The 24,907-nt window shown below is 63.7% G+C and carries 32 protein-coding genes and 2 tRNA genes; 26 read left to right on the plus strand and 8 right to left on the minus strand.

Translation table 11 applies throughout. The annotated features are described in order from the left end of the window. The first annotated feature begins 1 nt into the window (after position 1). The 22 genes from CK486_RS08570 to CK486_RS08675 all read left to right on the plus strand — a co-directional run bounded on the left by CK486_RS08570 (position 2) and on the right by CK486_RS08675 (position 17,036). Positions 2-1,276 (plus strand): phage portal protein, encoded by a 1,275-nt coding sequence (locus CK486_RS08570; protein ID WP_095939872.1) that lies wholly within the window; start codon positions 2-4, stop codon positions 1,274-1,276. Continuing rightward, a complete protein-coding gene (locus tag CK486_RS08575; RefSeq protein WP_095939873.1) occupies positions 1,269-2,219 on the plus strand; it encodes a S49 family peptidase in 951 nt (316 codons plus the stop codon). Before CK486_RS08570 ends, CK486_RS08575 begins: the two co-directional genes overlap by 8 nt. Before the next feature lie 63 nt (positions 2,220-2,282). Continuing rightward, the gene (locus tag CK486_RS08580) at positions 2,283-3,593 is read left to right on the plus strand and encodes a phage major capsid protein (protein WP_095939874.1); all 1,311 of its coding nucleotides are present in this window, start codon (positions 2,283-2,285) and stop codon (positions 3,591-3,593) included. A 56-nt stretch (positions 3,594-3,649) separates the two neighbouring features. Continuing rightward, complete coding sequence (locus CK486_RS08585) at positions 3,650-3,892, plus strand: hypothetical protein (RefSeq protein WP_095939875.1); 243 nt, start codon at positions 3,650-3,652, stop codon at positions 3,890-3,892. A gap of 2 nt (positions 3,893-3,894) precedes the next feature. After that, on the plus strand, positions 3,895-4,446 hold the full coding sequence (locus CK486_RS08590) for a hypothetical protein (protein WP_095939876.1): 552 nt from the start codon (positions 3,895-3,897) through the stop codon (positions 4,444-4,446). Between the two features lies 1 nt (position 4,447). Next, positions 4,448-4,786 carry a phage head closure protein gene (locus CK486_RS08595; RefSeq protein WP_095939877.1) on the plus strand — a complete coding sequence of 113 codons (339 nt, stop codon included), beginning with the start codon at positions 4,448-4,450 and terminating at the stop codon, positions 4,784-4,786. Next, positions 4,783-5,244, plus strand: coding sequence for a hypothetical protein (locus CK486_RS08600; RefSeq protein ID WP_095939878.1), 462 nt, complete (start codon positions 4,783-4,785; stop codon positions 5,242-5,244). The genes CK486_RS08595 and CK486_RS08600 overlap by 4 nt, the downstream gene beginning before the upstream one ends. Beyond that, positions 5,241-5,855, plus strand: a complete 615-nt coding sequence (locus tag CK486_RS08605; protein WP_176481675.1) for a hypothetical protein — start codon at positions 5,241-5,243, stop codon at positions 5,853-5,855. The genes CK486_RS08600 and CK486_RS08605 overlap by 4 nt, the downstream gene beginning before the upstream one ends. 2 nt (positions 5,856-5,857) lie before the next feature. Then, complete coding sequence (locus CK486_RS08610; protein ID WP_095939879.1) at positions 5,858-6,031, plus strand: DUF2635 domain-containing protein; 174 nt, start codon at positions 5,858-5,860, stop codon at positions 6,029-6,031. A 5-nt stretch (positions 6,032-6,036) separates the two neighbouring features. Further along, a complete protein-coding gene (locus CK486_RS08615) occupies positions 6,037-7,512 on the plus strand; it encodes a phage tail sheath subtilisin-like domain-containing protein (RefSeq protein WP_218192096.1) in 1,476 nt (491 codons plus the stop codon). Positions 7,513-7,527: 15 nt separating this feature from the next. Further along, a complete protein-coding gene (locus tag CK486_RS08620) occupies positions 7,528-7,887 on the plus strand; it encodes a phage tail tube protein (RefSeq protein WP_095939881.1) in 360 nt (119 codons plus the stop codon). Beyond that, positions 7,878-8,174, plus strand: coding sequence for a phage tail assembly protein (locus tag CK486_RS08625; protein ID WP_095939882.1), 297 nt, complete (start codon positions 7,878-7,880; stop codon positions 8,172-8,174). Before CK486_RS08620 ends, CK486_RS08625 begins: the two co-directional genes overlap by 10 nt. A 132-nt stretch (positions 8,175-8,306) precedes the next feature. After that, the gene (locus CK486_RS08630; RefSeq protein ID WP_141248893.1) at positions 8,307-9,998 is read left to right on the plus strand and encodes a tape measure protein; all 1,692 of its coding nucleotides are present in this window, start codon (positions 8,307-8,309) and stop codon (positions 9,996-9,998) included. 42 nt (positions 9,999-10,040) lie between these two features. Beyond that, entirely contained in the window at positions 10,041-11,177 is a 1,137-nt protein-coding gene (locus tag CK486_RS08635) for a DNA circularization protein (RefSeq protein WP_095939884.1), read from the plus strand. Continuing rightward, positions 11,174-12,271: a phage baseplate assembly protein gene (locus CK486_RS08640; RefSeq protein ID WP_095939885.1), complete on the plus strand. Its 1,098-nt coding sequence runs from the start codon at positions 11,174-11,176 to the stop codon at positions 12,269-12,271. The genes CK486_RS08635 and CK486_RS08640 overlap by 4 nt, the downstream gene beginning before the upstream one ends. Beyond that, positions 12,271-12,789 carry a phage baseplate assembly protein V gene (locus tag CK486_RS08645; RefSeq protein ID WP_095939886.1) on the plus strand — a complete coding sequence of 173 codons (519 nt, stop codon included), beginning with the start codon at positions 12,271-12,273 and terminating at the stop codon, positions 12,787-12,789. The genes CK486_RS08640 and CK486_RS08645 overlap by 1 nt, the downstream gene beginning before the upstream one ends. Next, positions 12,786-13,226: a phage GP46 family protein gene (locus tag CK486_RS08650; protein WP_095939887.1), complete on the plus strand. Its 441-nt coding sequence runs from the start codon at positions 12,786-12,788 to the stop codon at positions 13,224-13,226. The genes CK486_RS08645 and CK486_RS08650 overlap by 4 nt, the downstream gene beginning before the upstream one ends. Next, a complete protein-coding gene (locus CK486_RS08655) occupies positions 13,219-14,280 on the plus strand; it encodes a baseplate J/gp47 family protein (RefSeq protein WP_095939888.1) in 1,062 nt (353 codons plus the stop codon). The genes CK486_RS08650 and CK486_RS08655 overlap by 8 nt, the downstream gene beginning before the upstream one ends. After that, positions 14,271-14,864 (plus strand): YmfQ family protein, encoded by a 594-nt coding sequence (locus tag CK486_RS08660; protein WP_095939889.1) that lies wholly within the window; start codon positions 14,271-14,273, stop codon positions 14,862-14,864. The genes CK486_RS08655 and CK486_RS08660 overlap by 10 nt, the downstream gene beginning before the upstream one ends. Continuing rightward, complete coding sequence (locus tag CK486_RS08665; RefSeq protein ID WP_095939890.1) at positions 14,864-15,955, plus strand: hypothetical protein; 1,092 nt, start codon at positions 14,864-14,866, stop codon at positions 15,953-15,955. The genes CK486_RS08660 and CK486_RS08665 overlap by 1 nt, the downstream gene beginning before the upstream one ends. Next, the gene (locus CK486_RS08670; protein WP_095939891.1) at positions 15,955-16,332 is read left to right on the plus strand and encodes a hypothetical protein; all 378 of its coding nucleotides are present in this window, start codon (positions 15,955-15,957) and stop codon (positions 16,330-16,332) included. Before CK486_RS08665 ends, CK486_RS08670 begins: the two co-directional genes overlap by 1 nt. 74 nt (positions 16,333-16,406) lie before the next feature. Beyond that, positions 16,407-17,036, plus strand: coding sequence for a hypothetical protein (locus tag CK486_RS08675; protein ID WP_095939892.1), 630 nt, complete (start codon positions 16,407-16,409; stop codon positions 17,034-17,036). Here CK486_RS08675 and CK486_RS08680 read toward each other — a convergent pair. Continuing rightward, complete coding sequence (locus CK486_RS08680) at positions 17,033-17,482, minus strand: hypothetical protein (RefSeq protein WP_095939893.1); 450 nt, start codon at positions 17,480-17,482, stop codon at positions 17,033-17,035. The genes CK486_RS08675 and CK486_RS08680 overlap by 4 nt on opposite strands. Before the next feature lie 104 nt (positions 17,483-17,586). On the opposite strand from CK486_RS08680, the gene CK486_RS08685 reads away from it, so the two are divergent. The 4 genes from CK486_RS08685 to CK486_RS18070 all read left to right on the plus strand — a co-directional run bounded on the left by CK486_RS08685 (position 17,587) and on the right by CK486_RS18070 (position 19,888). Further along, entirely contained in the window at positions 17,587-18,144 is a 558-nt protein-coding gene (locus CK486_RS08685; protein WP_095939894.1) for a glycoside hydrolase family 19 protein, read from the plus strand. Further along, the gene (locus CK486_RS08690; protein ID WP_095939895.1) at positions 18,135-18,698 is read left to right on the plus strand and encodes a lysis system i-spanin subunit Rz; all 564 of its coding nucleotides are present in this window, start codon (positions 18,135-18,137) and stop codon (positions 18,696-18,698) included. The genes CK486_RS08685 and CK486_RS08690 overlap by 10 nt, the downstream gene beginning before the upstream one ends. 144 nt (positions 18,699-18,842) lie before the next feature. Next, on the plus strand, positions 18,843-19,646 hold the full coding sequence (locus CK486_RS08695) for a DNA adenine methylase (protein WP_095939896.1): 804 nt from the start codon (positions 18,843-18,845) through the stop codon (positions 19,644-19,646). Positions 19,647-19,711: 65 nt separating this feature from the next. Then, entirely contained in the window at positions 19,712-19,888 is a 177-nt protein-coding gene (locus CK486_RS18070; protein ID WP_176481676.1) for a hypothetical protein, read from the plus strand. An 86-nt stretch (positions 19,889-19,974) separates the two neighbouring features. Here the strand turns inward: CK486_RS18070 and CK486_RS08700 are convergent. The 7 genes from CK486_RS08700 to CK486_RS08730 all read right to left on the minus strand — a co-directional run bounded on the left by CK486_RS08700 (position 19,975) and on the right by CK486_RS08730 (position 24,907). Then, positions 19,975-20,050, minus strand: a tRNA-Thr gene (locus CK486_RS08700). 238 nt (positions 20,051-20,288) lie between these two features. Continuing rightward, positions 20,289-21,533 carry a methyltransferase gene (locus CK486_RS08705; RefSeq protein ID WP_095940007.1) on the minus strand — a complete coding sequence of 415 codons (1,245 nt, stop codon included), beginning with the start codon at positions 21,531-21,533 and terminating at the stop codon, positions 20,289-20,291. Positions 21,534-21,549: 16 nt separating this feature from the next. Next, positions 21,550-22,242 carry an ABC transporter permease gene (locus CK486_RS08710; RefSeq protein ID WP_095939897.1) on the minus strand — a complete coding sequence of 231 codons (693 nt, stop codon included), beginning with the start codon at positions 22,240-22,242 and terminating at the stop codon, positions 21,550-21,552. Next, on the minus strand, positions 22,242-22,931 hold the full coding sequence (locus CK486_RS08715) for an ABC transporter permease (RefSeq protein WP_095939898.1): 690 nt from the start codon (positions 22,929-22,931) through the stop codon (positions 22,242-22,244). Before CK486_RS08715 ends, CK486_RS08710 begins: the two co-directional genes overlap by 1 nt. Positions 22,932-22,984: 53 nt before the next feature. Then, positions 22,985-23,737, minus strand: a complete 753-nt coding sequence (locus CK486_RS08720) for an ABC transporter substrate-binding protein (RefSeq protein ID WP_095939899.1) — start codon at positions 23,735-23,737, stop codon at positions 22,985-22,987. 14 nt (positions 23,738-23,751) lie between these two features. Then, on the minus strand, positions 23,752-24,525 hold the full coding sequence (locus tag CK486_RS08725; RefSeq protein ID WP_095939900.1) for an ABC transporter ATP-binding protein: 774 nt from the start codon (positions 24,523-24,525) through the stop codon (positions 23,752-23,754). A 306-nt stretch (positions 24,526-24,831) separates the two neighbouring features. After that, positions 24,832-24,907 (minus strand) — tRNA-Phe (locus CK486_RS08730).

A 24,907-nucleotide genomic window follows, 5' to 3' on the forward strand; every position in this document is an offset into this window, starting at 1 on the left:
CATGTTCTTTTCCAGCGTGCTCTCCAGTGGGCATGGCAGTGTCAGCGACGGTAGCAGCAACTTTTGGCGCGGCCTGATCGGCTCTGGTCGCAACAGCACGGGCATCAAGGTCACGCCAGAAACTGCGCTTGGTGTGCCTATCCTGCAGAACTGTGTGACTCTGCTGGCCGAGAGCATGGGGCAGCTCCCACTGGAGCTGTATCACCGCAGGGATAAGGGGCAGCGGGAGGCAGCAATCAACCACCCGCTGTATGACGTGCTGCGCTACCAGCCCAACGGATTCCAGACGCCCTACGAATTTCAGGAATGCAAGCAAATGGCTTGCGGCCTGCGAGGCAACAGCTTCAGCTGGATCGATCGGCGCGACGACGGCAACGTCAAGGCTCTGTGGCCGCTGATGAACGATGCCACGCAGGTGCTCAAGGGTGCCGACTTGCTGCCGTACTACCGCATCGGTAGCAATGAGCCGGTACCCATGCGCATGGTGCACCACGTGCGTTGGGGCAGTCTCAATCACTACGTGGGAATGTCACCCATCGAGCTGCACGCCGAAGCCGTTGGGCTTGCTCAGGCCGTGCGGCAGTACACCGGCAAGTCGTTTGCCAATGGTGTAGCCGTGTCGGGTGTAATCGAGCGCCCCCGCGAGGCGCCGGCCATCAAGGACCAGGCGACCATCGATCGCATCCTCGATCAGTGGGGTAGCAAGTTCGGCGGCATGGACAACGCCAAGAAGGTCGCCTTCCTGCAGGAGGGCATGGCCTTCAAGCCGGTGTCGATGAACCACGTCGATGCCGAGATCGTGAACATCCTCAAGCTCACTGGCACCGATGTGGCGAGGATGTACAAGATCCCGTTGCCGATGGTGAATGACCTTGAGAAGGCAAACTACAACACCATCGAACAGCTACTGATTCAGTTTGTGGTGTTCGCCTTGTTGCCGTGGGTCAAGCGGCACGAACAGGCCATGATGCGGGACTTCCTGCTGCCGCAGGATCGCCGCGAGTACTTCATCGAGTTCAACCTGTCCGGCCTGCTGCGTGGCGACCAGAAGAGCCGCTACGAGGCTTATGCCATCGGGCGCCAGTGGGGTTGGCTATCGGTCAACGATATCCGCCGACTGGAGAATATGCCGCCGGTCCCCGGTGGTGACGTGTACCTGCAGCCGCTCAACATGGTGGACGCCAGCAAGGGCATGCCTGACCTGAACAACCCGAACGTGCGGGCGCAGCTCGAGCTGCAGCAGCGCGAGATCGAAAGGATCCTGGCCAATGAGTAAATACCTCCGAGCCTCCAGCCTGCTGTTCAACCAGCCGTTGCTGGTGACGCCCGACATGCTCGACCTGGGTGTGCAGTGGGCAAACCGCACGATGAATCTGAACATCATCAACATCGGGGCACCCGCTACGCCGCAAGTCATGGAGGATGACGACTACTCCAGCGTCCGCATGGAGCGCATGGAGGAGCAGCGCCGGGCGGCCATCGCGCAGACCGGCGTGGAGGTGCTGCCGGTGCACGGGGTGCTGGTGAGCCGCGGTAGCCACATGAACCCCTGCGAGACCATGACCAGCTACGAGGGCCTGCGACAGCAGTTGAAAGCGGCAGTAGCAGACCCGCTGGTCGAGCACATCGTGCTGGACATCGACAGCCCGGGAGGGTCAGCCGTCGGCGCCTTCGAGCTGGCCGCTGATATCCGCGCGCTGGCTCAGCAAAAGCCCATCACGGGTCTGGTCAACTTCATGGCCTACAGCGGCGGCTATCTGATCGGTTCGGCCTGCTCCGAGCTGGTGGTGAGCCAGACCAGTGGCGTCGGATCCATCGGTGTCATTGCCAGCCACATGGATCGCTCCAAGCTGGAAGAGAACATGGGCGTGAAGGTCACCACGGTTTTTGCCGGGGCACACAAGAACGACCTCAGCCCGCACGAGCCGATCAGCGACCAGTCGCTGAAGGTTCTGCAGGACATCGTGCAGGAGAGCTACCAGCTGTTCGTCAGCGCTGTGGCCGAGTATCGCGGCCTGACGCCCGAGCAGGTAATGGCGACGGAGGCCGCCCTGTACCGTGGAAAGGCAGGCATTGCGGCCGGCTTGGCCGATCGTCTGCAGAGCCCGCAGGATGCCGTGGACCACATTTCCCGAGCAGTGGCCAACAGCCGGGCGATGCGCCAACAGGGCCGCATCGGCTTACGCGCCGCCGCGCTCAATATCCAGACCCGACTCTGACCGCGTTCGCGGCAGTCAACCAGGCCCGCCATGTGCGGGCTTTTTCATGCCCAGGAGGCACGTATGTCCCTTGTACTTCAAATGCGTAGCGAACGCGCCAAGCTCAATGACCAGCTGCAGGCGCTGGCCAAGATCGAGGCCGATGGCGGTAGCCTGACTGCCGAACAGCTGTCCCAATTCACCAGCCTGGAAAGTCAGATCAATGCGCTGACCGACAAGATCAGCCGTGCGGAAATTGCCGAGCGGGCCAGTGCGGCCGCTGCCGTACCGGTCAGCGAAGGCGCTCAAGGCATCGCGGGTCCGCCCGCCGTGGTCAGTCAGCTGCACAAGGACACCGACCCGAAGGTGGCCATGGCGCAGATGGTTCGCCTGATCGTTCAAGCTGGCGGCAACCAGCACCAGGCCGCCGAGATGGCCAAGGAGCAGGGCTTCAACTCCGACGTGCAGATGGCACTGTCGACCGTCACTCCGGGCGCAGGTGGTGTTCTGGTACCGACCAACTTCAGCGGCGGCGTGATCGAATCGCTGCGTCCGAAGTCGGTGGTTCGCCGCATGGGTGCCGTCAGCCTGCCGCTGAACAATGGCAACCTGACCATCCCGCGCATCACCGGCAATACCTCGGTCAGCTATATCGGTACCGAGACGGATATCTCCCTGACCGGCATGACCTTCGGTGACCTGAAGCTGTCGGCCAAGAAGGCCGCGGCCATCGTGCCGATCTCCAACGATCTGCTGGCGGTTGCTGGCGTCAGCCCGCGTGTGGATCAGCAGGTCAGTTCCGACCTGGCCACCAGCATGGCGCTGTCTGAGGACCTGCATTTCATCCGCGGCTCCGGCGTTGGCGTGCTGCCCAAGGGCCTGCGTTACTGGGCGCCCGCCGGCAACATCGTGCCGCAGCCTGCTGGCGTCACCTTGGCCGATATCGACACCTTCCTGGGTGGCCTGATGCTTCGCCTGGAAGTGGCCAACGTCGACCTGGCTGCCTGCGGCTGGATCATGCACCCGCGCACCATCCGCTGGCTGCAGTCGCTGCGCGATGGCAACGGCAACAAGGCCTACCCGGAGATCGATGCCGGCCTGCTCAAGGGCTACAAGTTCGCCCTCACCACGCAGATCCCGACCAACCTCGGTGCCGGTGGCAATGAATCCGAGATCTACTTCGTCAACTTCGCCGACTGCTACATCGGTGAGGACGAGGCCCTGGCGATCGCCATCAGCACCGAGGCCACCTACAAGGACGGCAACGGCGACATGATCAGCGCCTTCCAGCGCGACCAGACCCTGATCCGCGTGATCAGCAAGCACGACTTCGGTCCGCGCCATGTTGAGTCTGTCGCTGTGGGTACCGCCGTCACCTGGGGCGCCGGCATGTAATTGAACGCCCCGCCGCAAGGCGGGGCATTCCCTGACTCCTGATCGCAGGTGATGAAATGAGCAAGCCCACTATCGTGAAATTCACCAAGCCGTGGAACGGCTACGGCCCGTCTGAGCTGGCTGGTTTCCCCGCCGACAAGGCTGAGCAACTGGTCGAGGCCGGTGTGGCCGAACTGGCCGGCAAGGGCAAGGCGGCCACCCGCCAGCAAGCTGCCCAACAACAATCTCAACCCGCTGCACAGCAGGCTGCAGACAGCGCTGCTGATACGCAGAGCGAAGACGCCGACGAGAAGCCCTGACTATGGCCAGACGCATCGCGTACATCGGTGATCCTGTGATCACCCTGGCTGATGTGGCGCGCCAGTGCCGTGTCGAGCCGGATGATCTGCAGCCGGAGTTGATCGAGCAGATCATCATCCCGGGAGTCACGGCTCAGGCCGAACAGCGCACCGGTGCCGCGATTCGTGCGGCCGAGTATGAAGAGGACTGGGCTGAGGGGCGAGCATCCGGCGCGGCGCTCGATGTCGGCCAGGCTGGCGAGGTGGTATCAGTCCACCGCGTGCTGGCAGACGGCAGTACTGAGCTGCTGAGCGCCCCTCTGTACCTCCAGCGTGGCCAGCGGGAGAGCTTCCTGCATTTTCCGCAAGGCCGTCCTGCTGGTGTGCTTCGTGTTCGCTACAAGGCGGGGTTCGACCCGGATGCCTACCCGGGGGTGCGTTCGTGGCTGCTGATGAATGCGGCCACCGCCTTTGAGTTCCGCGAGACCCTGGTGGTCGGCACCATCCTGGCTGAGCTGCCTTCCGGCTTCACCGACTCGCTACTTGCCGAGATAACCGTCCCGCCGAGGTTCTGACATGGCTGCAGCATCTGGATACCGCGCCGGCCAGCTCCGGCACAGGGTGGCCATTGCCCTGCGCCAGGACGTACCCGATGCCTTCACCGGCCTCGATCAGACCCATGTTCAGTCGGCATCGGTGTGGGCTGGGTTGTTCCCGGTGGGTGGCGCAACTTGGATTGGTAGCCGCCAGGTTGGTGACGCCATTACCCATCGGATCGTGATCCGCTATCGGCCAGGCATCACAGCGGATCACGAGATCACCAAGGGCGCCCGTCGCTTTCGCATACGCCGTGTCAGCGACTGGGAGGAACGGGGTCGCTGGACGCTTATGGACTGCGAGGAGCTGCAGCGATGAGCGCGACTCGGCATCCCTTCGTTCGCGTTGCCGTCACTGGCTACTTGGGTTGGCGTTTCGACCTCGACGCAATCCGCCGCATTGTGGTGGACACCTCCGAGGACGTAGCGCAGGAAATTCAGGCGCTGCTGGGTGCCGGCGGTGGCGGTCGACAGTACCCGCTCCAGGGGGGCAGCGCTTACCAGGCCTCCTCGCCCGGCGACCTCCCGGCCAAGCGTACCGGCAAGCTGGCCGAGAGCGTGCTGGCTCGGCGCAGTCAGAACGACTTGGCCGCCTGGATAGGCCCCTCGACCAAGAAGGGGCTCAAAAGCCCGTTCTATCCGGCCTTCCTGGTGTATGGCACCGCGACTATGGCCAAGCGTAAGAACGCAACGACCATGGCCATGCGGCGCTACCGGGCGCGATTCAACCGGCAGTTGTCCAGGGCCATGGCTACTTCGATCAAGGTGAAACGATGAACCTGGACAACGTGATCGAGCGGATCCGCGCCACCTGCCCGAGCTTCGCTCAGCGGGTTGCCGGTGCGGCCGAGTTCGCGGCGCTGCCGCAGAACGCCAAGGTCGCCCTGCCGGCTGCCTTCGTCATCCCCATGGATGACCGGGCGGGGGAGCAGGAGAGCCAGAACCGCTACCGCCAGGCGCTCACAGATCGAGTGGCAGTAGTCATGGTGCTGGACAACAGCGCCGACCGCCGCGGCCAAGCTGCCGTAACCACCGTGCATAGCCTGCGTGCTGAGCTGTGGCGCTCGCTGCTGCTCTGGCCGCCCGGACCGGAGTACGACGGGCTGATCTACGAGGGCGGGCAGGGCCTGTTAATGGACGGCGCCAGGCTCTACTACCAGCTGGAGTTCGCGGCCGAGACTGAGCTCGATGTCGAGGACACCGCCCAGCCCGGCATGAAGGAGGCCCTACCGCGGCTGGCCAGTATCCATGTGCGCGCCGATGTGATTGACCCCATGTTCGACCCGAACAACGTGCCGGGCCAGAACTACGACCCCGCTCAACCCAACCCGCGTACCGCCGGCCCCGATGGTCGTGCGGAGGCGGGCGCGGATATCCCCCTGGAGTAGCCATGCACCTCAAGCCACAACCTGGCCGCGTCGTGACCGACCCGGCCACCGGCCTGCCTTTGCCCCAAGACGGGTGCCTGGTGGAGCCGAGCCAGTACTGGTTCCGCCGTCTGCAGGACGGGGACGTGACCGAAATTAAACCCAAGCAGCAGAAGCCGAGGACGAGCGCCAAATGAGCAGCATGACCTTCTCCCAAATTCCCTCGGGGCTTCGCGTCCCGTTCTTCTACGTCGAGCTGGACAACAGCAAGGCCAACAGCTTCAACCCGGACATGCGTGCCCTGCTGCTCGGTCTCAAGTCCGATGGCCCGGCTGAGGCGAACGTGCCGGTGCTCTGTTCGAGCGCCGACCAGGCCCGCGCCATGTTCGGCCAGGACTCGATGCTGGCGGCCATGGTCGAGCAGTTCCGCGCAGGCAACCTGTTCACCGAGCTGTGGTGTGCGCCGCTGGCGGAGCCGGCTGCAGGTGTGGCTGCGGTGCAGACCATCACCTTCACCGGCGTGGCGGCCGAGGCCAAGGTCGCGGCGATCTATATCGGCCTCACCCGTCTGCCTGTGGCGATCGCCTCCGGCGATACCGCCGCACAGGTGGCCACGGCCCTGGCGGCGGCAATCACTGCCAACACCCGTCTGCCGGTCACTGCCGCGGCAGCAGCTGGCGTGCTGACCATCACCGCCAAGTTCAAGGGCGAGGCCGGCAATGGCATTGCCATCAGCCTCAACCGTCGCGGCGTGATCGGCGGCGAGCAGCTGCCGGCCGGCATCACAGCCGGCGCTGTGGTTACGGCGACTGCCGGGGCCGGTGCGCCGGATCTGGCCGGGGTGATCGCCAACCTGGGTGACAATGAGTACGACTTCATCGGCACGCCCTTCGCGGATTCCGCCAGCCTGGATGCGCTCAAGGCCGAGATGAACGATATCGCCGGTCGCTGGAGCTGGGCGCGGCAGATCTACGGCCACGTCTACAGCGCCAAGCGCGACAGCCTCGGCGGCCTGCAGGCCTTCGGGGTGACGCGCAACGACCAGCACGCAACGGTCTTCGGCCTGGAGCCGAGCATCGGCGCCTGCGACTTCGAGTACATCGCTGCCCGTGTCGCCCGCGAGGCGGCGCTGCTGTCGGCGCATGTGGCGCGCCCGACCCAGACCGGCGAAATCCTCAATGTCCTGGCGCCGCCGACCAACAAGCGGCACACCATCACCGAGAAGCAGACCCTGCTCTCCAGTGGTATCGCCACCCACTACCACGGCAAGGATGGCGTGGTGCGCATCGAGCGCTCCATCACCACGTACCAGAAGAACGCCTGGGGCAGCCCCGACACCAGCTACCTCAACAGCGAGAACATCCACCAGCTGGCCTACGTGATGCGCTACCTGCGCACAGGCGTGACCAGCCGCTTCGGGCGGCATGCCCTGCGCTCGGACGGCCAGCGAGTGCCGGAGGGCGTGGCCACGCCGAGCATGATCAAGGCGCAACTGGTGGCTGACTACGTGGCGCTGGAGAAGCTCGGCATCACCGAGCGTTCCGATCTGTTCGCGGCCAACCTGGTCGTCGAGATCGACGAGACCAACCCGGACCGCGTCAACGTGCTGTATCCGCCGGACCTGGTGAACCAACTGCGCATCTTCGCGGTGCTCAACCAGTTCCGCCTCAACTACTGATAACGGGAGCCCCCAATGAAAAACCGAATCGCAGGCACCTGCTTCATCAGTGTCGACGGCGACCAGCTGGAGCTGGCTGGCAAGCTCACCTGCTCCTTGGACCTCAGCGAGAAGGAGGGGCTTTCCGGCCTCTCCGGCGTGGCCGGCTACAAGGAAACGCCGCGGGTTCCCTTCATCGACATCGAAGTGTTCGTGCCCAAGGGCTTCCCCATGACCAAGCTCAGCGAGGCCGATGACATGGTCGTCACCGCCGAGCTGGCCAATGGCATGACCGGCGTGCTCTCACAGGCCTGGGTCGCGGGTGCCAAGGAGCTGGATGCTGCCGAGGGCAAGATGAATCTCAAGTTTGAAGGGAAGGACGGCAAATGGATCTGAGTATCAAGCTGAAAAAGCCCATCAATGCGCATGGGCGCGACATCGAAGAGCTGCACTTCAGCGAGCCCACCGGGCAACTGGTGGTGCAGCTTGGCGAGCCCTATTTCCACATGGCCGGTGGCGGCTTTCGCGAATTGCCGGAGGTCACCGTCAACTACGTGGTGCGCCTGGCCAAGGTGCCGCGCTCGGCGGCTGAAAGCATGGCGCCGGGGGATCGCAAGGCCTTCTTCGCCAAGCTGCTCCCTTTTTTGCTCCCGAGCGAGGTGGAGGAGGAAGTGAACGGCTGATCGAGGTTTGCTTCGAAGTCGCTCGGTTCTTTCATACCTCGCCGGCGGTCGTGCTGGGCTTGCCTGTCTCTGAGCTGCAGCTCTGGTACCGGCAGGCCCAGCGGATCGCAACAGAAGAAGCGGAGGCCATGAATGGCTAAGTCATCCTATACGGCGGTGCTCTCGGTCATCGACCGGGTAACCGCTCCCATGAAGAAGATCGAGCGGGCGTTCAAGCCGTTCAATCGAGCCTTCACCAACCTGGGCAACTCCAGCCGGCAGCTCACCTCTGATGTTACCGGCATCATCGCCCCGTTGGGCGCCCTGTTTGGGGCGGCTGGGCTCGGTAGCCTGGGCGCCATCGGCAGCAAGATCATCGGCACATCTGCCCAGTTCGAGCGTTTCCAGACCATTCTGGAGACGGTCGAGGGCAGCGCGGCAAAGGCTAAGGCTTCCATGGACTGGGTGTCGAAGTTCGCGGCGGATACGCCGTATGAGCTGGCTCAGGTCACGGATGCGTTCGTCAAGCTCAAGGCATACGGCATCGACCCGCAGTCCGGCGCGTTGATGGCCGCTGGCGATGCGGCCGCAGCCATGGGCAAGCCGCTGGAGCAGGCGGTGGAAGCGCTGGCCGATGCCATGACCGGCGAAACCGAGCGCATGAAAGAGTTCGGTATGACCTTCCGCACCGAGGGCGACAAGCTCGTCTATCGCTGGGAAGAGAACGGCCAGAAGATGGTCGCGTCGGCGGACAAGAATTCGCGGGCGCAGATTCAGGCCATGGTCACCGGCCTGTGGAACAGCCGCTATGCCGGCGCCGGGGCCAAGCTGGCCACCACCTGGGACGGCCTCTGGTCGAACATGCTCGATGGCGTCACCCGCTTCTGGAAGATGGTGGGTGATGCCGGCATCTTCGAGTTCATGAAGGGGCAGCTGGTTGGCGTGCTGGATACCATGAAGCGCATGGAGGCGGATGGTTCGCTGCAGGCTCTGGCCACCACCATCTCCAACGAACTGGTGGCGGCCTTCAAGGAACTGAAGTCATGGTTCACGGACGTGGACTGGGCCGGCGCCTGGAGTGATATCAAGGGGTTCGCCAGTGGCGTCAAGGATGTGGTCAGCGCGCTGGGCGGGTTGAAAACCATCGGCATCGCCATCGGCGTGATCTTCGGCGTCCAGGTGCTGGCCTCGTTCCTCACGCTGGGCAGCGCGTTGTTGACGCTTGGCACAGCGCTGCCGCCGCTGTTCGCCTTGATGGGGGCTGGCCTCAAGGGGCTGGTCATTGCGGCTGGGCCGGTCGGCTTGGCCATCGCTGCGATTGCGCTCGCGGCTGGTGCCATTTACGCCAACTGGGAAACTGTCGGCCCCTGGTTCGCAGAGCTATGGGGCAGCATCAAGACCATCTTCAGCGGCGCCTATGAGGCCATCGCCGGGATTCTGACCGGGGACTTCGGCAGGGCTTTCGACGGCTTCAAGGCCATCGGGCAGGGGCTCTATGACTGGTACGCCACCATGCTCAAGGGGTTGATGGGCTTGTTCGAGTGGCTAGGCACTGGGGTTTCGCAAATCTTCGGTGGCATCGGCGACTTTCTCGGTAATGCCACCGGCCAGATTGGCGGATTCATGAAGGATGGCATCAATCTGGTAACCGGCGGTGAGGATGGTGCGCCTGCGGCAGCGCCTCGTGGAGCCCTGATCGGCGCCAACCGGCAGAACCTCAACGGCCAGATGGTGGTGAAGTTCGAGAACACTCCGCCCGGAGTGAAGGTCGAGGCCGGCAAGACGAACCAGCCCGGCGTGGCCATGGAGGCCGATGTGGGGTATCGCTCTCTGGCGATGCCATGATCCAGCCCCGCTCCGGCGGGGCTTCTTGTTTCCGGAGTCCCCATGACCTGGCGCGACAGACTGCAGCCTGCCTCGTTCCGGGGCGTGGCGTTTGAATACCTGGCCGACGATGTTTCCGGCATCGGCCGGCGCAACCAGCTGCACGAATACCCCAAGCGCGACCAGGGCTATGTCGAGGACATGGGGCGCAGTACCGAGTCCATCGATATCGAGGCCAGGCTGGTCGGGAAGGATTACCTGGCACGGCTCGATGAGCTGCTCAAGGCGTTGCGCGCAGAGGGCCCAGGCGAGCTGGTGCACCCCTTCTACGGGCGCCTGCAGGTAGTCGCCAACCCGGCGTGTCGGGTGCGCCACTCCATGGAGGATGGCGGGCTGTGCCAGATCAGCCTCAGCTTCACCGAGGCCGGCGAGAATCAGTACCCCAGTGCGCAGGAGGTTCCATCGCTGCAGGTGCTGTCCCTCGCGGATCGCCTGCAGCAGGTATCCACGGCGCGCTTCACGGATGTGTTCCAGGTGGATGGCTTGCCCGAGTGGGTCAGTACCGAAGCGGTCACCGATATCGGCCGCATCGTCAGCTCCGCGCAAACCATCTACCGCCGAGTGGAAACGGCCCAGTGGAGCGATCTACTGGGCAATGCGGGTGGTCTTGCTTCTGCCCTGCTGGGCATGTTCCAGGGCGGTACCGGGCTTTCCGGTCTGCAGGCGTCCCGGCTGTACAGCACCACGCCGCGCCCAGTCACACCCAGCGCTGCTGCGGGCGTGGGTCGGCAGCAGTCGGTGGCCAACAGCCAGGCCCTGCTCGATCTGGTGACCTCGGCGAGCATTGCCCAGGCGGCGCAGCAGATCGTCGCGGTCGAGTCCCCGGTGTTCGATGACCTGGAGGCCTGGCGTGGGCAACTCACCGCCGTGATCGACCGTGAGGTCGAGCGGCCTGGGCTGCCGCAGGCCAGTTTCGAGGCGCTGGCTGATCTGCGCTCTGGTGTCAGCCGCTATGTGCTGGCCGAGTCTGCCACCGCCTCCCGGCTGCGTACCTATACGCCGCGGGCCACGCTGCCGGCCGCCGTGCTGGCATATGACCTGTATGGCGATGCCAGTCGCAGCGATGAGCTGGTCGCCCGCAATGGCCTGCGGCATCCATCCTTTGTTCCACCCGATCCTTTGAAGGTGCTCTCGGCATGACCAAAGAGCGAGTGCAGCTGCGGGTCAATGGCGCCGGCCACGAGGGCTGGAAAGAGGTGCGCGTGACGGCCGGCATCGAACGGCAGGCGCGGGACTTCTCGCTGGAAGTGACCGACCGCTGGCCCGGCAGCAGTGTGGCCCGGCGCGTGGCGCCGGGTGACCTCTGCGAGCTCTGGCTCGGCAACGACAAGGTGCTGACTGGCTACATCGATGCCACGCCGATCAGCTACGACGGCCAGCAGGTGACGGTGGGGGTCAATGGCCGCAGCAGGACGGCTGACCTGGTCGACTGTTCCGCGGTGCATTCGCCCGGGCAGTGGCGCGGTGTCAGCGTCGAGCTGATCGCCCGGGCGTTGGCCGAGCCCTACAACATCAAGGTGCTGGCGGCGGTCGCCACCGGCGCGGTGCTCGAGCACCAGATAGATCCCGGTGAGTCGGTGTTCGAGAGCATCGATCGTTTGCTCACGCAGAAGGCGCTGCTGGCCACGGACGATGCCGACGGCAACCAGGTGCTGACCCGGGCCGGCCTGCTGCAGGCCGACACGGCGCTGGAGGTGGGCGTGAATGTGCTCTCGGCCTCGGCCGGGCTGGACTTCAAGGAGCGCTATTCCGAGTACCGCTGCCGTGGGCAGCGCGCCGGCAATGACAACGACTACGGCGCCGCCGTGGCGGGTCAACTGGCCACGGTCGGTGACTCCGGCATCCGCCGCCGCCGCATTCTCGATCTGCGCGCCGACGGCCAGGGCGACCTGGCCGCCTACCGTGATCGCGTGCGCTGGGAGGCCGCGTGTCGTGCAGGCAAGAGCTACCAGACCACCTATGTGGTGCAGGGCTGGCGGCAGCTTAGCGGCCAACTCTGGCTGCCCAACATGCGGGTGCATGTGCGTGACCCGATCATCGGCTTCGACATGGAAATGCTCATAGCCGAGGTGGAGTACCTGCAGGGAGAGACGGGCACCACTGCCACGCTGACGGTGGCGCCGGTGGCGGCCTTCGAGCTGCTGCCCGAGGTACCCAAGGCGCAGGGCAAGAAAAAGGCCGGCAGTAAAGGCTTCTCGGTGGGCGAAGGTGAAACCCTGGTGGAGTTCAAGTGATGAGAAAAGCGCTGGCAGGTGTGGCACGCGGGCTGGGCAACCTGCTGGCCCGCGCGGTGCTCACGGCGGTGCCCCGGCAGGGCAAGTTGCAGAGCCTGCAGGTGGCATTGCTGGAAGGCGAGGCCAAGGAAGGGGTGGAGCTTTTCGAGCCCTACGGTCTCACTGGTGTTGCCTTGCCGGGTGCGGAAGGGCTGATCGCCTTCCTCGGTGGGCACCGCACGCATGGCGTGGCCCTGGTGCAGACCGACCGCCGCTACCGGCCCGGCGATCTGCAGCCCGGCGAGGTGGCCTTGTTCAACCATGAAGGCACCCGGGTGGTGCTGCGCAACGGTGGCAAGGTCGAGGTACTGGCTGCCACCGAGGTCAAGGTGACCACGGCCAAGGTCATCCTGCAGGCCGATGTGGAGGTGATCGGCAACACCAGCTTCACCGGCACCGTAACGGCCAACGGCAAGCGCATCGATGACACCCATAACCACCACCTGCCGGGCGGTGGCCAGACGCTGGAGGTCGTATGAGTTTCGATTTTCCGCTGATCCTCGACGGTGCCGGTCGCGTGGCGACAGGTGAGCGCGAGAGCCGGCTGGCCCGTGCGGTGATCAGCAGCCTGTTCACTTGGTCCAGAGCCCGTGAGGGCGATGAGCTGCCAACTCCGGAGAGCCCGCGCATGGGCTTTTGGGGGGACACCTACTCGCCAGTAACGGGTGACCGCTGGGGCTCGCGGCTGTGGCTGCTGGCCCGCGAGACCCTGACCGCCAGCACGGTAGCCAAGGCTCGCGACCTGGCCAAGGAGGCTCTGGAGTGGATGGTGGTGGACAAGGTGGCCGAGCGCATCCAGGTGGAAGCCACGCGCAACGGCGTCGACCGGCTGGACATGCGCATTCTGGTGGACGAGCCCAGCGGGGCGCGTCTGGACATTCGCTTCGCTGACATCTGGGGTGCCATCCGTGGCTGAGTCGCAATTCTCCCGGCCGGCGCTGCCGGCACTGATCAACCGCCTGCGCACCGACCTGCTCACCCGCCTCGGCGAGGCCGATGAGCTACGGCGTTCGGATGCCGAGGTCTATGCCCGGGTGCTGGGCGAGGGCATCAACGGGCTCTATGGCTACTTGGACTGGCAGGCCCGGCAGTACCTGCCCGACCTGGGCGATCAGGAGAGCGTCGAGCGCTGGGGCAACATGCTCGGCGAGTGGTACGCGCCGGCCGAGGCGGCGAGTGGCAGTGTTCCGGTGGTCGGTAGTGTCGGGGCAAGCATCCCGCTCTCGGCTCGCTGGCAGAGCCAGGCCGGGCTGCTCTACAAGCCGGTCGCCAGCGTGGTGATCGATGTCAGCCCCAAATTGGTCGAGATCGTCTGCGAGCAAGCAGGCAGTGCCGGCAACCTGGCCGAGAGCGAGCTGCTGACGCTGATCTCACCAATTGCTGGTGTGCAGTCGCAGACGGCAGTGCCGGTGGGCGGCGTTGCCGGCGGTGCCGAGCAGGAAGATATCGAGGGACTGCGGGCCAAGGTGCTGCGCCGCCTCAGCCAGCCGCCGCAGGGCGGCAGTCGGGCAGACTACGAGTCTTGGGCGCTGGCCGCCCACCCGTCAGTCACGCGCGCTTGGGTTTATCCGCAGGAGCAGGGCCCGAACACGGTGGTGGTGCGTATTGTCTGCGATCGCCTGGCTGATCCGATACCTACCCCGCAGGTTATTGCGGCTGTTCAGGCCTACATCGAAGCCCGCTGTCCGGTAACTACCGCCGTGTTCGTGTTAGCACCAGTTGCTGAACCGATTGCCTTCGGCATCGACCTGACGCCGGATACCCCGGAAGTGCGGGCGCAGGTGCAGAGCCAGCTGGCCGATCTGCTGCGCCGTGAGGGCGAGCCGGGCGGCACGCTGCTGCGCAGCCGCATGACCGAGGCCATCAGCCTGGCCGCCGGCGAAACCAACCACGTGCTGGCGGTACCGGCGTCGGATCTGGTGCTTGCCGTTGGCCACTTCCCTGTCATGGGGGTGATCACATGGCTATAAGCGCAGATGACTATGGCCGGCAGCTGCAGGCCCTGCTGCCGCCCGGCCCTGCCTGGGAGGCAGACCTCGACCCTTTCCACGAGCAGTTGCTGGGCGCTGGTGGCGTAGGTCTGGCCGGCGTGCATGGTCGGGCGGATGAGCTGCTGCGCGAGAGCGATCCGCGCACCACCTATGAGCTGTTGGCTCGCTGGGAGGCAGTGCTCGGCCTGCCGGATGAATGCACCCTTCCCGGTGCCGCCCTCGCGGAGCGCCGGGCAGCCGTGGTGGCCAAGTTCCTGGCGCAGGGAGGCATGAGCCGCAGCTACTACATCGGCGTGGCTGAGGGCTTGGGCTACCCAGGCGCGACCATCACCGAGTTCCGCCCGATGACTTGCGAGAGCGCCTGCGATTCCGGCTTAGACCCGGACCCGTGGAGCTCTGTCTGGATCCTCAACCTGCCCGGCGGCGAGCGCCGCCGCGACATGGAGGCCGAGTCGGACTGCGACGAGGCGCTTTCCGCCTGGGGTGACACCACCGTGGAGTGCGTGGTCAGCAAGCAGGCACCGGCTCACACCACCCTTCACTTTGCTTATGGAGATGCCTGATGCGTCGAATCAGTACACCCACCGCTGCCCAGGACCTGTTCGGCCCCGGCAAGCATGGCTTTCGCAATGGCGATCCAGCCAACGCCATCCTCGCCACCCGGCTGCAGGCTGAGTGGTTCAATGCGTTGCAGGAGGAGGTGGCCGGTCTGGTTGAGCAAGCCGGGATTGTGTTGGACCCGGAGGACAGCACTCAGCTTCTGAAGGCGCTGCGCCGGCATCGCGGCGGGGCCGGTACCGGCTTCGGTCTTTGGAAGTGGAGCTCTGCCACCGCCGGTGATCCGGGGGTTGGGAAGGTTGCTCTGAACAATGTCGATCCTGCTTTGGCTACACAGCTGTTGTTGGCAGAGGTGAGCGATGAAGCTCTCGACTACTCAATGGTGCTTGCCACTGCGAGGGCCGGTGACACCCTCTACCTACAGCAGCGCGACAACGCGGCGCTCGGTCACCGCTTCAAAGTGACAGGGGCTCCGACTGATATCGACGGCTATCGCAGCATCCCGCTGGCCTACATCGGGGGAAGTGGCGGGGTTCCTGCTGCAAATGTCGTGATGGTGGTGCATTTCTCGCAGACAAGTACCCAGGATATAGACCCATGGGAGGGCCAGCCTCTCGGTGTTCCGGTTCCTGTGTTTACGCACATTGCTGGTGTTTCTGCGCCACCGACCGACAAGGCTTATCGCTATATCAAGCTGACCGCCTCAGATGCCTACAACGCCGGAGTCTTGATCAGCGAGAGCGTGACCGGTTCGGCGCCGTTGGTCGCTGCGACGGCTGTTATCAACCTTGCAGGTAGCCCGTTGAATGGGCAAACGATCAGCCTGATTAACACCGAAAAGCGCGTTCTGCGTGCGAGCGTAGTCAGCGGCGAATTGCTGAACGACGCATTCCAAGGGCACTGGCATAAGGGCTACGCGGGGGGGAGCGCGGGCTTAAACTTTGGTTCGTCTTCGTCGGCTGTTGGAGAAACCCCGATTGATCCGTTCCGGCCGATTCGGGAGGCCATCACCGATGGCGTCAATGGTACGCCCCGTACAGCCAACGAAACCCGGCCTAAATCAATCGGCACTACCTATTACATGAGGATCAAGTGATGCCGTATGCAGCAAATGGGCAGATCAGCCACGACCCATTGCCGGGTGGTGTTGAAATTTCTGAGGCGCAGTATCAGCAGGCAATGGCCGGAATGCTGGAAGGGCTGCACGTTCAAATTGTGGATGGGGGGCTTTTTGTAGGTGAGCTTCCCGTTCCGCCGGCGCCTGAGCCTACAGCCGAGCAGCTGTATATGCAGCGCCGTGCTGAAATCCTGGCCGAGCTGGCCGCTATCGACGCCGCCAGCGCCCGCCCGCTGCGCGCCATTTTGGTCGGCAGCGCGACCGATGACGACCGTGTCCGCCTGGCCCAGCTGGACGAACAGGCCGCCGCCTTGCGCGCGGAACTGGCCGCCCTGGAGCTGCCGCCGGCGGCATAACTCATGCCCCGCAACCCCTGAAGAGCCCCGCCCCGTGCGGGGCTTTTTCATTTCTGATCCCGAGGAATTACCCGATGCTGACCCATGTATTCCGGGCGGCCCTGCAATGGGTCTGCCTGCTGCCGCTGCGCGTTCTGCTGATTCTGGTCGGCCTGATGGTGGTGCCGATCGCGCTGCCGTTCCGCCGTGTGCAGGGGCCGCCGCAGCCCTTCAGTCAGGCCGCTGGTGAGTGGCTGCTGGTCACCCTGCCTGACTGGGCGTGGCTCTGGAGCAATGACCGCGACGGCGCCGTTGGTGATCGGCGTGGCTGGTGGCACCTGAATGCCCCGTTCGGGCTGGGCGCCTTTCACTGGTTCTCGATGTTCTGGTGGCTGGCGATCCGCAACCCGGCGAACAACCCGCGTTTCTCGCCGCTGTTCGGCTGCCCGGTTACCGAGTGCGACTACCGCTACTGGGGCAAGGCTGAGGTGGAGGATGACCCAGGCGCAGGCGGCTGGCGCTTCCTGCTGGCCACTCACCGCCGCACCGGGCGGCGCTATTACGGCTTCTACTGGGTCTGGCAGTGGTCTGAGACACGTGCTCTGGTGGTGCAGTTCGGCTTCAAGCCGGAGCCGAGCGACTTCGCCGAGGATTACAGCGGGGATATGTCGCGCCAGTGGAAGGGGTTCACCTTCGAGGTGAACCCGATCAAGGCGATTGATTAGGCTGCGGAAGAGCGCAGGACGGCGTTAATGATGCTGCTGAACAGCTTGTAGCTTGCGTAGTCGTCGTGATTACCCAGCAGCTTATCTCCGCTCGCGCTGAACACCTCAGACTCCCTGTCTATCAGCAGGCGGCCCAGCTCTACCGACTCACCGTTCTTGGTGTTCGGTGTGGTGAGAACCAGTTCGGCGTAGAGCTTTGGGGATTCTTCGTCACCCATCACGAGCGGGGTGGCTTGAACGCTGAACGGCTTGCCAAGGGCTTTCCCGTCCATCTGCCAAATCGAGGTCTTTGCTTTCTCAATGGAGGCTGCTTGGGCAAAGTGCTTCTCGCAAATCGCCGGCCAATGCTCAACGAAGTAATCGAGTTGTTCTCCGATTGACTTCCATGCGGTTTTGAAGCGGGCGACCTGATATGGCAGTTGGTTGATGTCCTGAACGATTTCCATTGTGGAGCTCCCTGTTGTGATGTGACGTTGCCCCATCAATATCGGGGTGTGTGAGCTACTTCTCAAGCCCGCCCAGTGCGGGCTTTTTCATGCCCGGAGGGCCCATGCAAATTTCTGAGCAGCAGCTGCTGCAGATTCTCCCGAACGCCCGCGCCAAAGCGGGCGTTTTCGTTTCCGCCATCAACCAAGCCATGGCGGAGTTCCAGATCAACACGCCGCGCCGGGTATCTGCCTTCCTGGCGCAGATCGGCCACGAGTCCGGACACCTGCAGTTCGTTCGTGAGCTGGGCGGTGGTGCCTACTTGGCGAAATACGACACTGGCCCCTTGGCTGAACGCCTGGGCAATACGCCCGAGGCAGATGGTGACGGCCAGCTTTACCGCGGACGCGGTCTGATCCAGATCACCGGACGGCGCAATTACCTGCTGTGCAGCATTGGCCTGTTCGGTGATGACCGCCTGCTGCGGGAGCCGGCGCTGCTGGAGCAGCCTGAGTGGGCGGCGAAGTCGGCCGCCTGGTTCTGGTTCACCAACGGCCTCAATGTGCTGGCCGACGGTAACCGTTTCCTGGATATCACCAAGCGCATCAACGGTGGCACCAACGGCATCACCGAGCGGCGCCACCTGTGGGGCAAGGCGCGGGAGGTGCTGGGATGCAACTGAGCAGCCTGATACCGCCCCAGTTCCGCCTGCTCGCGGTGGGGCTGCTCGCGGCGGCCCTGTTCGGCGCCGGCTGGCTGGCCAATGGCTGGCGGCTTGGCGAGCAACTGGCAGAGCAGGGGCTAGCGCTGGAAGGGCAGATCGCAGAGCGCGACCTGTTGCATGCCAACACCTTGGGCGAAATTGCCCGGGCCTCCTCGGCCCAGCTGCGCAGCGAGCAGGACAAGCGCCTGCAGCTTGAGCAGCAGCTGCGCCAATCCTCAGTCGCTCACCACAAGGAATCTGTCGATGCAAAGACCGCTGCTGATCGCCTGCGCGATCGCCTCGCTACTACTGAGCTCCGGCTGTCAGTCCTCGTCGACTCAGCAGCTGGAGCTGCGCTCTGCGGAGTGCCAGCCGGTACCGGAACCGGAGTCGTGGTTCATGGCGCCGCGCGAGCCGAACTTGACCCAGCGCATGCTCAACGAATTGTCGGCATCACCGACGACGGCGACCAAGGATTGATCGCCCTGAAAGCCTGTCAGGACTACGCGCGGAAAGTCTCCGCGCGCCACTGAAAGGAGCAGCCGGCCCGGTGCGCCAACACCAGGCCGGCTGCCGAGCCCGCAGATCACGCCTGCAAGCCCAGCCACGGCTCCCGCCTCGTGCACGAAGCGGGCGAGAGCCTAGCACTGTTCATTCATACAGTAAAAGGTTTGCACATGACCCAACCTATCATCCCTTGGATGGGCGGCAAGCGCCGTCTGGCCGACCGTCTCATTCCGCTGTTCCCGCCTCATGAGTGCTACGTCGAGGTCTTCGCCGGCGGCGCCGCGCTCTTCTTCCTTCGCCCCCAGCCGGCGCCCGTCGAGGTGCTGAACGATATCAACGGCGACCTGGTGTCGCTCTATCGCGTGGTGCAGAACCACGTTGAGGAGTTCGTGCGCCAGTTCAAGTGGGCGCTGTCCAGCCGGCAGTTGTTTGAGTGGCAGAAGATCACCCGCCCCGAGACCCTCACCGATATCCAGCGCGCTGCGCGCTTCTTCTACCTGCAGCACCATGCCTTCGGCGGCAAGGTGTCGGGGCAGAACTTCGGCACGGCCACCACCGGGCCGGCCCCCAACATCATGCGCATCGAGGAGAACCTTTCAGCGGCGTGGCAGCGGTTGGCTGGGGTGTATGTCGAGAATCTGCCCTGGATGGAGTGCGCCGAGCGCTACGACCGGCCGCACACCTTCCTCTACATGGACCCGCCCTACTGGCAGACCGAAGGCTATGGCGTCGACTTCCCCTTTGAGCAGTACCTGGCGATGGCCGACTTCATGCGGCGCTGCAAGGGCAAGGTGATGGTCAGCATCAACGACCACCCCGATATCCGCGAGGCGTTTGCCGGCTTCCACATGGAGCGAATCGATATCCGCTACAGCGTGACCAACCAGCGGCAGGGCATGGCCGATGCAACGGGCGAGCTGGTGATCATGAACTGGACGCCTGCGGAGCTCGGCGGTTTGTTCGATGGACTCTGAGGCGCTTGCTATGTGTCGACGCCAGAGCGTTACTGGCCCCAACAAAACCACGAAGGAACACCCGCATGAACCTGCTTGAGCACCTCCAGCCGCTGCCTACCGAACTGCTGCTCGCAATGGCGAAGGGGGAGGTCGATGTGGAAGCGATCGCCGCTCGCCTGGTGGCAGATCGGGGGCTGGATAAGCGAGGGAAGTGGGTCGGCTTTGAGGCGTCAGCCAGGGAGTGGGGCGTAGACCGGTAGGGCCATGCCCTGCCGTTTTATTACGTCGAATATTACGCAAGCCACAAAAAACAAAGGCCTGCATCGCTGCAAGCCTTTGATTTATATGGTGCCGGCACCAGGAATCGAACCCGGGACCTACTGATTACAAGTCAGTTGCTCTACCTGCTGAGCTATACCGGCATGTGCGGGCGCCATTATAACGATCGGCGCTGGCGAGTAAACCTTGATTTTCAGTGTTTTACGATAAGTGTGCCAAGTGCTTATGCACACTGGTGCTTTAGCGCTACGGTGGGTTTACTGAAATTGTGATGTGGTTTTGAGTAATTCATAACTTCATGAAAAATAAAAGAAAAATCTACTGGGTGAAAATTCGGCAGTCAGTTAGAGGTCTTGTCGCGTGGGCTCTGGCGCGATCTGTTCAGTGACTATCCCCAGAGTTATCCACAGACTTTGTGGGTAAGCGCTCGCCGAGCAGCAGGATATTGCGTGGTGTCAGGCTGCTGTCGCAAAACTCGCCAAGCTGCACCCGGTAGCCCTGTTCTTCAAGGTAGAGGGCGCGGTCGAGCAGCAGCCAGATCTCCAGCGGGCGGCGGAACAGGCTGCGCAGTAGTTCCAGATTGCGCACTTCGGCAAGGCGTTGCCAGCCTGCGGCTTCAAGGGCTTGCCAGTCCCATGTGGTTACGGTTGGTAGTTTTTTGAGGGTTGCAAGGTCAAGGCAGAACTGGGCGAAGGATTTTTGCAGCCAGTCACCCGGCAGTGACGGCGTGGGCAGGTATTCGTCGCATTGACGCAGCTCGCGTTGCAACAGGTCGAAGCCAAGACGCCAGGCCATCGACTGGTCGCGCTGGCGGCGCACGCGGGCGCCGGCTGTGACCGTTTCGCTGAGTGGCAGGCGCAGGTCCTCCACGCTGAGCTGCAGGCTGGAGGCTTTTGCCGTCTCGGAGAGTGGCTGGTACTGGCTGCTGCGGATTCGGTTGTAGCAGCAGGGCACGACGGCCAATTGCCGGCAGCCCGACTGGCTGGCCAGCTTGAGCAGTTGTACGTGCAGGTCGCCGCAGGCATGCAGGGCGACTGGGCAATGTTCGCTGTGCAGGTGCTGGGCAGTGTCTGCGGCGAGCACATCCTGTTGCTGGTGTTGAGCATGGATGCCGGCGCGCTGGCTCAGCTGTTGGCCACTGGCGACCAGTTGTGGATCCCATTCCAGGCAGGTCAGCTGGCTGCCATTGCTGGCCAGCAGTCGACCGAGATGGCCTTTCCCGGCGCACCAGTCCAGCCAGTGGCTTGGTGGCTGGGTAAAACTCAGATGACTGGCGAAGGCCTGGATCTGCTGCCACTTGCGGCCGGGAACATCTACGGAGAGTCGTGGCGGGCTGGCGGGCAGTTGATGCTGTGGCAGCGTGGGCAGATGGCTCAGGGCGCTGGACTGACATGCCAGGCTGGCGAATGGCTCGGGCGCCGGCAGTTGCTCGGGGTGATTATGCGCGGCCTCGGCCTGCTCCAGGCTGCGGGCGCGCAGCCATCTCGCCAGTTCAGGGTGTTCCTGCTCCCAGGCGAGATGTCGTTCGGTAAAGGGGCGTGGCCGCCACAGTGCCTGGTGTTCGATGAGAAAGTCATCCAGCGCAGCAAACTGCTGCGCCAGTGGCGAGACGAACGAATCAGACATGCTGGTCAGGGCGCGTTTAGCGCCCCTGTTGGCTGGCATCCACCCGCAGCTTCCGCTCCAGCAGCTTGAAGGCGCGCACCAGAATGTACGCGATCAGCAGGTAGAGCATGCCGGCGGCGAAGAAGATCTCTACCGGCAGGTAGGTGCGGGCGATGATGGTGCGTGCCATGCCGGTCAGGTCCAGCAGGGTGATGGTGCTGGCCAGGGCGCTGGCCTTGAGCATCAGGATCACCTCGTTGGAGTAGGCCGGCAGGCCGATGCGCGTGGCACGAGGCATGACGATGTAAAACAGTGTCTGCCACTTGGACATGCCCAGGGCCCGTGCCGCTTCGATTTCACCCGGCGGGATGGCCTGGATGGCGCCGCGCAGGATTTCGGCGATGTAGGCCGCCGTGTGCAGGGTCATAGTTATTACCGCGCACCAGAACGGGTCGCGCAGATACGGCCACAGCGGCCCCTGACGTATGGCATCGAACTGCGCCACGCCGTAGTAGACCAGAAACAGCTGCACCAGCAGCGGGGTGCCACGAAAGAAGAAAATGTAGCCGTAGGGCAGGGCGCGTACGTACCAGTGCGTCGAGGAGCGGGCGATGCCCAGCGGAATGGCCAGCAGCAGACCGGCGACGACCGAAATGGCGACCAGCTCCAGCGTCAGTGCAGCACCTTCGAGCAGGCGTGGGAACCACTTGATGATGACTTCCCAGTTCATTAGGCGCTCCTCACAAAACCACGGGCGGCGCGGCGCTCAAGGAAGTGCATGGCCGTCATGGCGATGACCGTGAGGCCCAGATAGATGAAGGCGGCGACCAGGAAGAAGGTGAACGGTTCCTTGGTGGCGGTCACGGCAATCTGCGAGCGGCGCATGATTTCCTCCAGGCCGATCACTGAGACCAGTGCGGTGTCCTTCATCAGGATCATGAACAGGTTGCCCAGCCCCGGCAGGGCGATGCGCCACATCTGCGGCAGGATGATGCGCCAGAAAATGCGGGGGCGGGACATGCCCAGCGCCTGGCCGGCCTCGCGGTGGCCGCGTGGAATGGCCAGCAGGGCGCCGCGGAACACTTCCGTGGCGTAGGCGCCAAAGCACAGGCCGAGGGCGATGGAGCCGGCGGCAAAGGCACTCAACTCCAGTTGCGGCATGCCCAGCCATTGGCCGAGGGCGCGCATCAGGTTGACGGTGCCGAAATACATCAGCAATACCCAGAGCAGTTCGGGTACGCCGCGCACGATGGTCGAATAGAGTCCGCCGATCGTGCTGAGAATAGGGTTCTGCGAAGTCTTGGCCAGTGCGCCGGAAAGCCCCAGCACCAGGCCGATGGCCAGCGCGGTGAGCGCCAGCTTGATGGTCATGAGCGTGCCGGCGGCCAGGGCCGGTCCGAAGCCGTGTAGATCAATCATGGAGAGTACTGCTCCGGGCTAGTGCTGCCCATGGGGCAGCACTAGCCGGTCGGTCAGAGGATGCTGAAGGGGAAGTACTTGTCGTTGATCTGCTTGTAGGTGCCGTCAGCCACGATTTCCTTCAGAGCAGCATTGAGCTTCTCGCGCAGCGCATCGTTCTTGCGCACGGCGATGCCGATCTTGTCGTTGTCGAAGACCGGGTCTCCCTTGAACTCGAAGCCTTTGCCGGCATCGCTCTTCAGCCATTCCCAGTTGACGAAGGTGTCAGCCAGTACGCCATCGACGCGGCCGGAGGCCAGGTCGAGGTAGGCATTTTCCTGGGTGTCATAGAGTTTCAGCTCGATGGCGTCGCCGAGGTTGTCCTCAGCCCAGGTGCCGGCGATGGTGGCGCGCTGCGCACCGATGACCTTGCCCTTCAGGCCGGCCTTGTCGGTCTTGAACTCGGTGCCTTTCGGGCCGATGAACTGCAGCTTGTTGGTGTAGTAGGGGTCGGTGAAATCGACGGCCTGCTTGCGCTCCTCGGTGATCGACATCGAAGCGACGATGAAGTCGAACTTGCTGGCATTGAGGGCCGGGATGATGCCGTCCCAGTCGGAGGTGACCACTTCACACTCGACCTTCATCTTGGCGCACAGGGCGTTGGCGATGTCGACGTCGAAACCGACGACCTTGCCGCTGGCATCAATCAGGTTGAAGGGAGGGTAGGCACCCTCGGTGCCGATGCGCAGCTTGTCGGCCGCAACTGCCTGAGTACCGAAGGCCAGGGTGGCGGTGACGGCCAGCAGAATCTTCTTGTAGCTCTTCATACGGTAAAGCTCCGTTAATGGTGGCTGGACATGAACTGTTTGCAGCGCGCCGACTGCGGGTTGGTGAACACCTGCTCCGGCGTCCCCTGTTCTTCCACCAGACCTTGATGGAGGAACACTACTTCGCTCGACACCTGGCGGGCGAAGTTCATTTCGTGGGTGACCAACAGCATAGTGCGACCTTCATCGGCCAGCGCGCGGATCACATTAAGCACTTCTTGGACCATTTCCGGGTCGAGGGCTGAAGTCGGCTCGTCGAACAGGATGACCTTGGGCTGCATGGCCAGGGTGCGGGCAATCGCGGCGCGCTGCTGCTGGCCGCCGGAGAGCTGATTCGGGTAGCTGTGGCGCTTGTCGGCAATGCCGACCTTGGCCAGCAGGGCTTCGGCCACTTCGGTGGCTTCGGCCCGGCTCTGCCCCAACACGCGGCGCGGTGCCTCGATGATGTTGTCGAGGATGGTCATGTGCGGCCAGAGATTGAAGTTCTGGAAGACAAAGCCGATCTCGCTGCGCAGGCGATTGATCTGCTTGTTGTCGGCGGCGATCAGGTCGCCATTTTTCCCGGGCTTGAGCTTGAGCTCTTCGCCGGCGACGAAAATCTGGCCCTGATGGGGCGATTCGAGCAGGTTGATGCAACGCAGAAAGGTCGACTTGCCGGACCCGGAAGAGCCGAGGATGGAGATCACGTCGCCGTCGCGCGCGGTGAGGGAAATGCCCTTGATCACCTCGAGGTCGCCATAGCGCTTGTGCAGATTGCGAATTTCCAGTGCTGGGGTGGCCTCGGCCATGACATTTCTCTTCTTGTTAATGGTTTCCGAATGTTCCGGCCGTCCTGGCTAGAGTCGAACCTAGCACAGCGGATTCGCGCCAGCCAAGCGGGCTCCATGGCTGAGCAGTCGAGATTGCGGCGGCTTGTCGCATCACCGCAGCGGCTTGTCGCCTGTGAACAAATGACTGCAACTTTTCACGCAGCTAACGAAGAGTGCGCCGACTGCCGGGTCGTAGTTCGGACGAATGCCGGCTTCGCGTACAAAATCATCAGGCAATAAAAAACCCCAAGGAATTTAACTTCGCTTGGGGTTTCTCGGTATTAGTGGTGCCCAGGGACGGAATCGAACCGCCGACACGGGGATTTTCAATCCCCTGCTCTACCGACTGAGCTACCTGGGC

The sequence above is a fragment of the Pseudomonas sp. HAR-UPW-AIA-41 genome (assembly GCF_002304225.1).
Taxonomy (GTDB): domain Bacteria; phylum Pseudomonadota; class Gammaproteobacteria; order Pseudomonadales; family Pseudomonadaceae; genus Aquipseudomonas.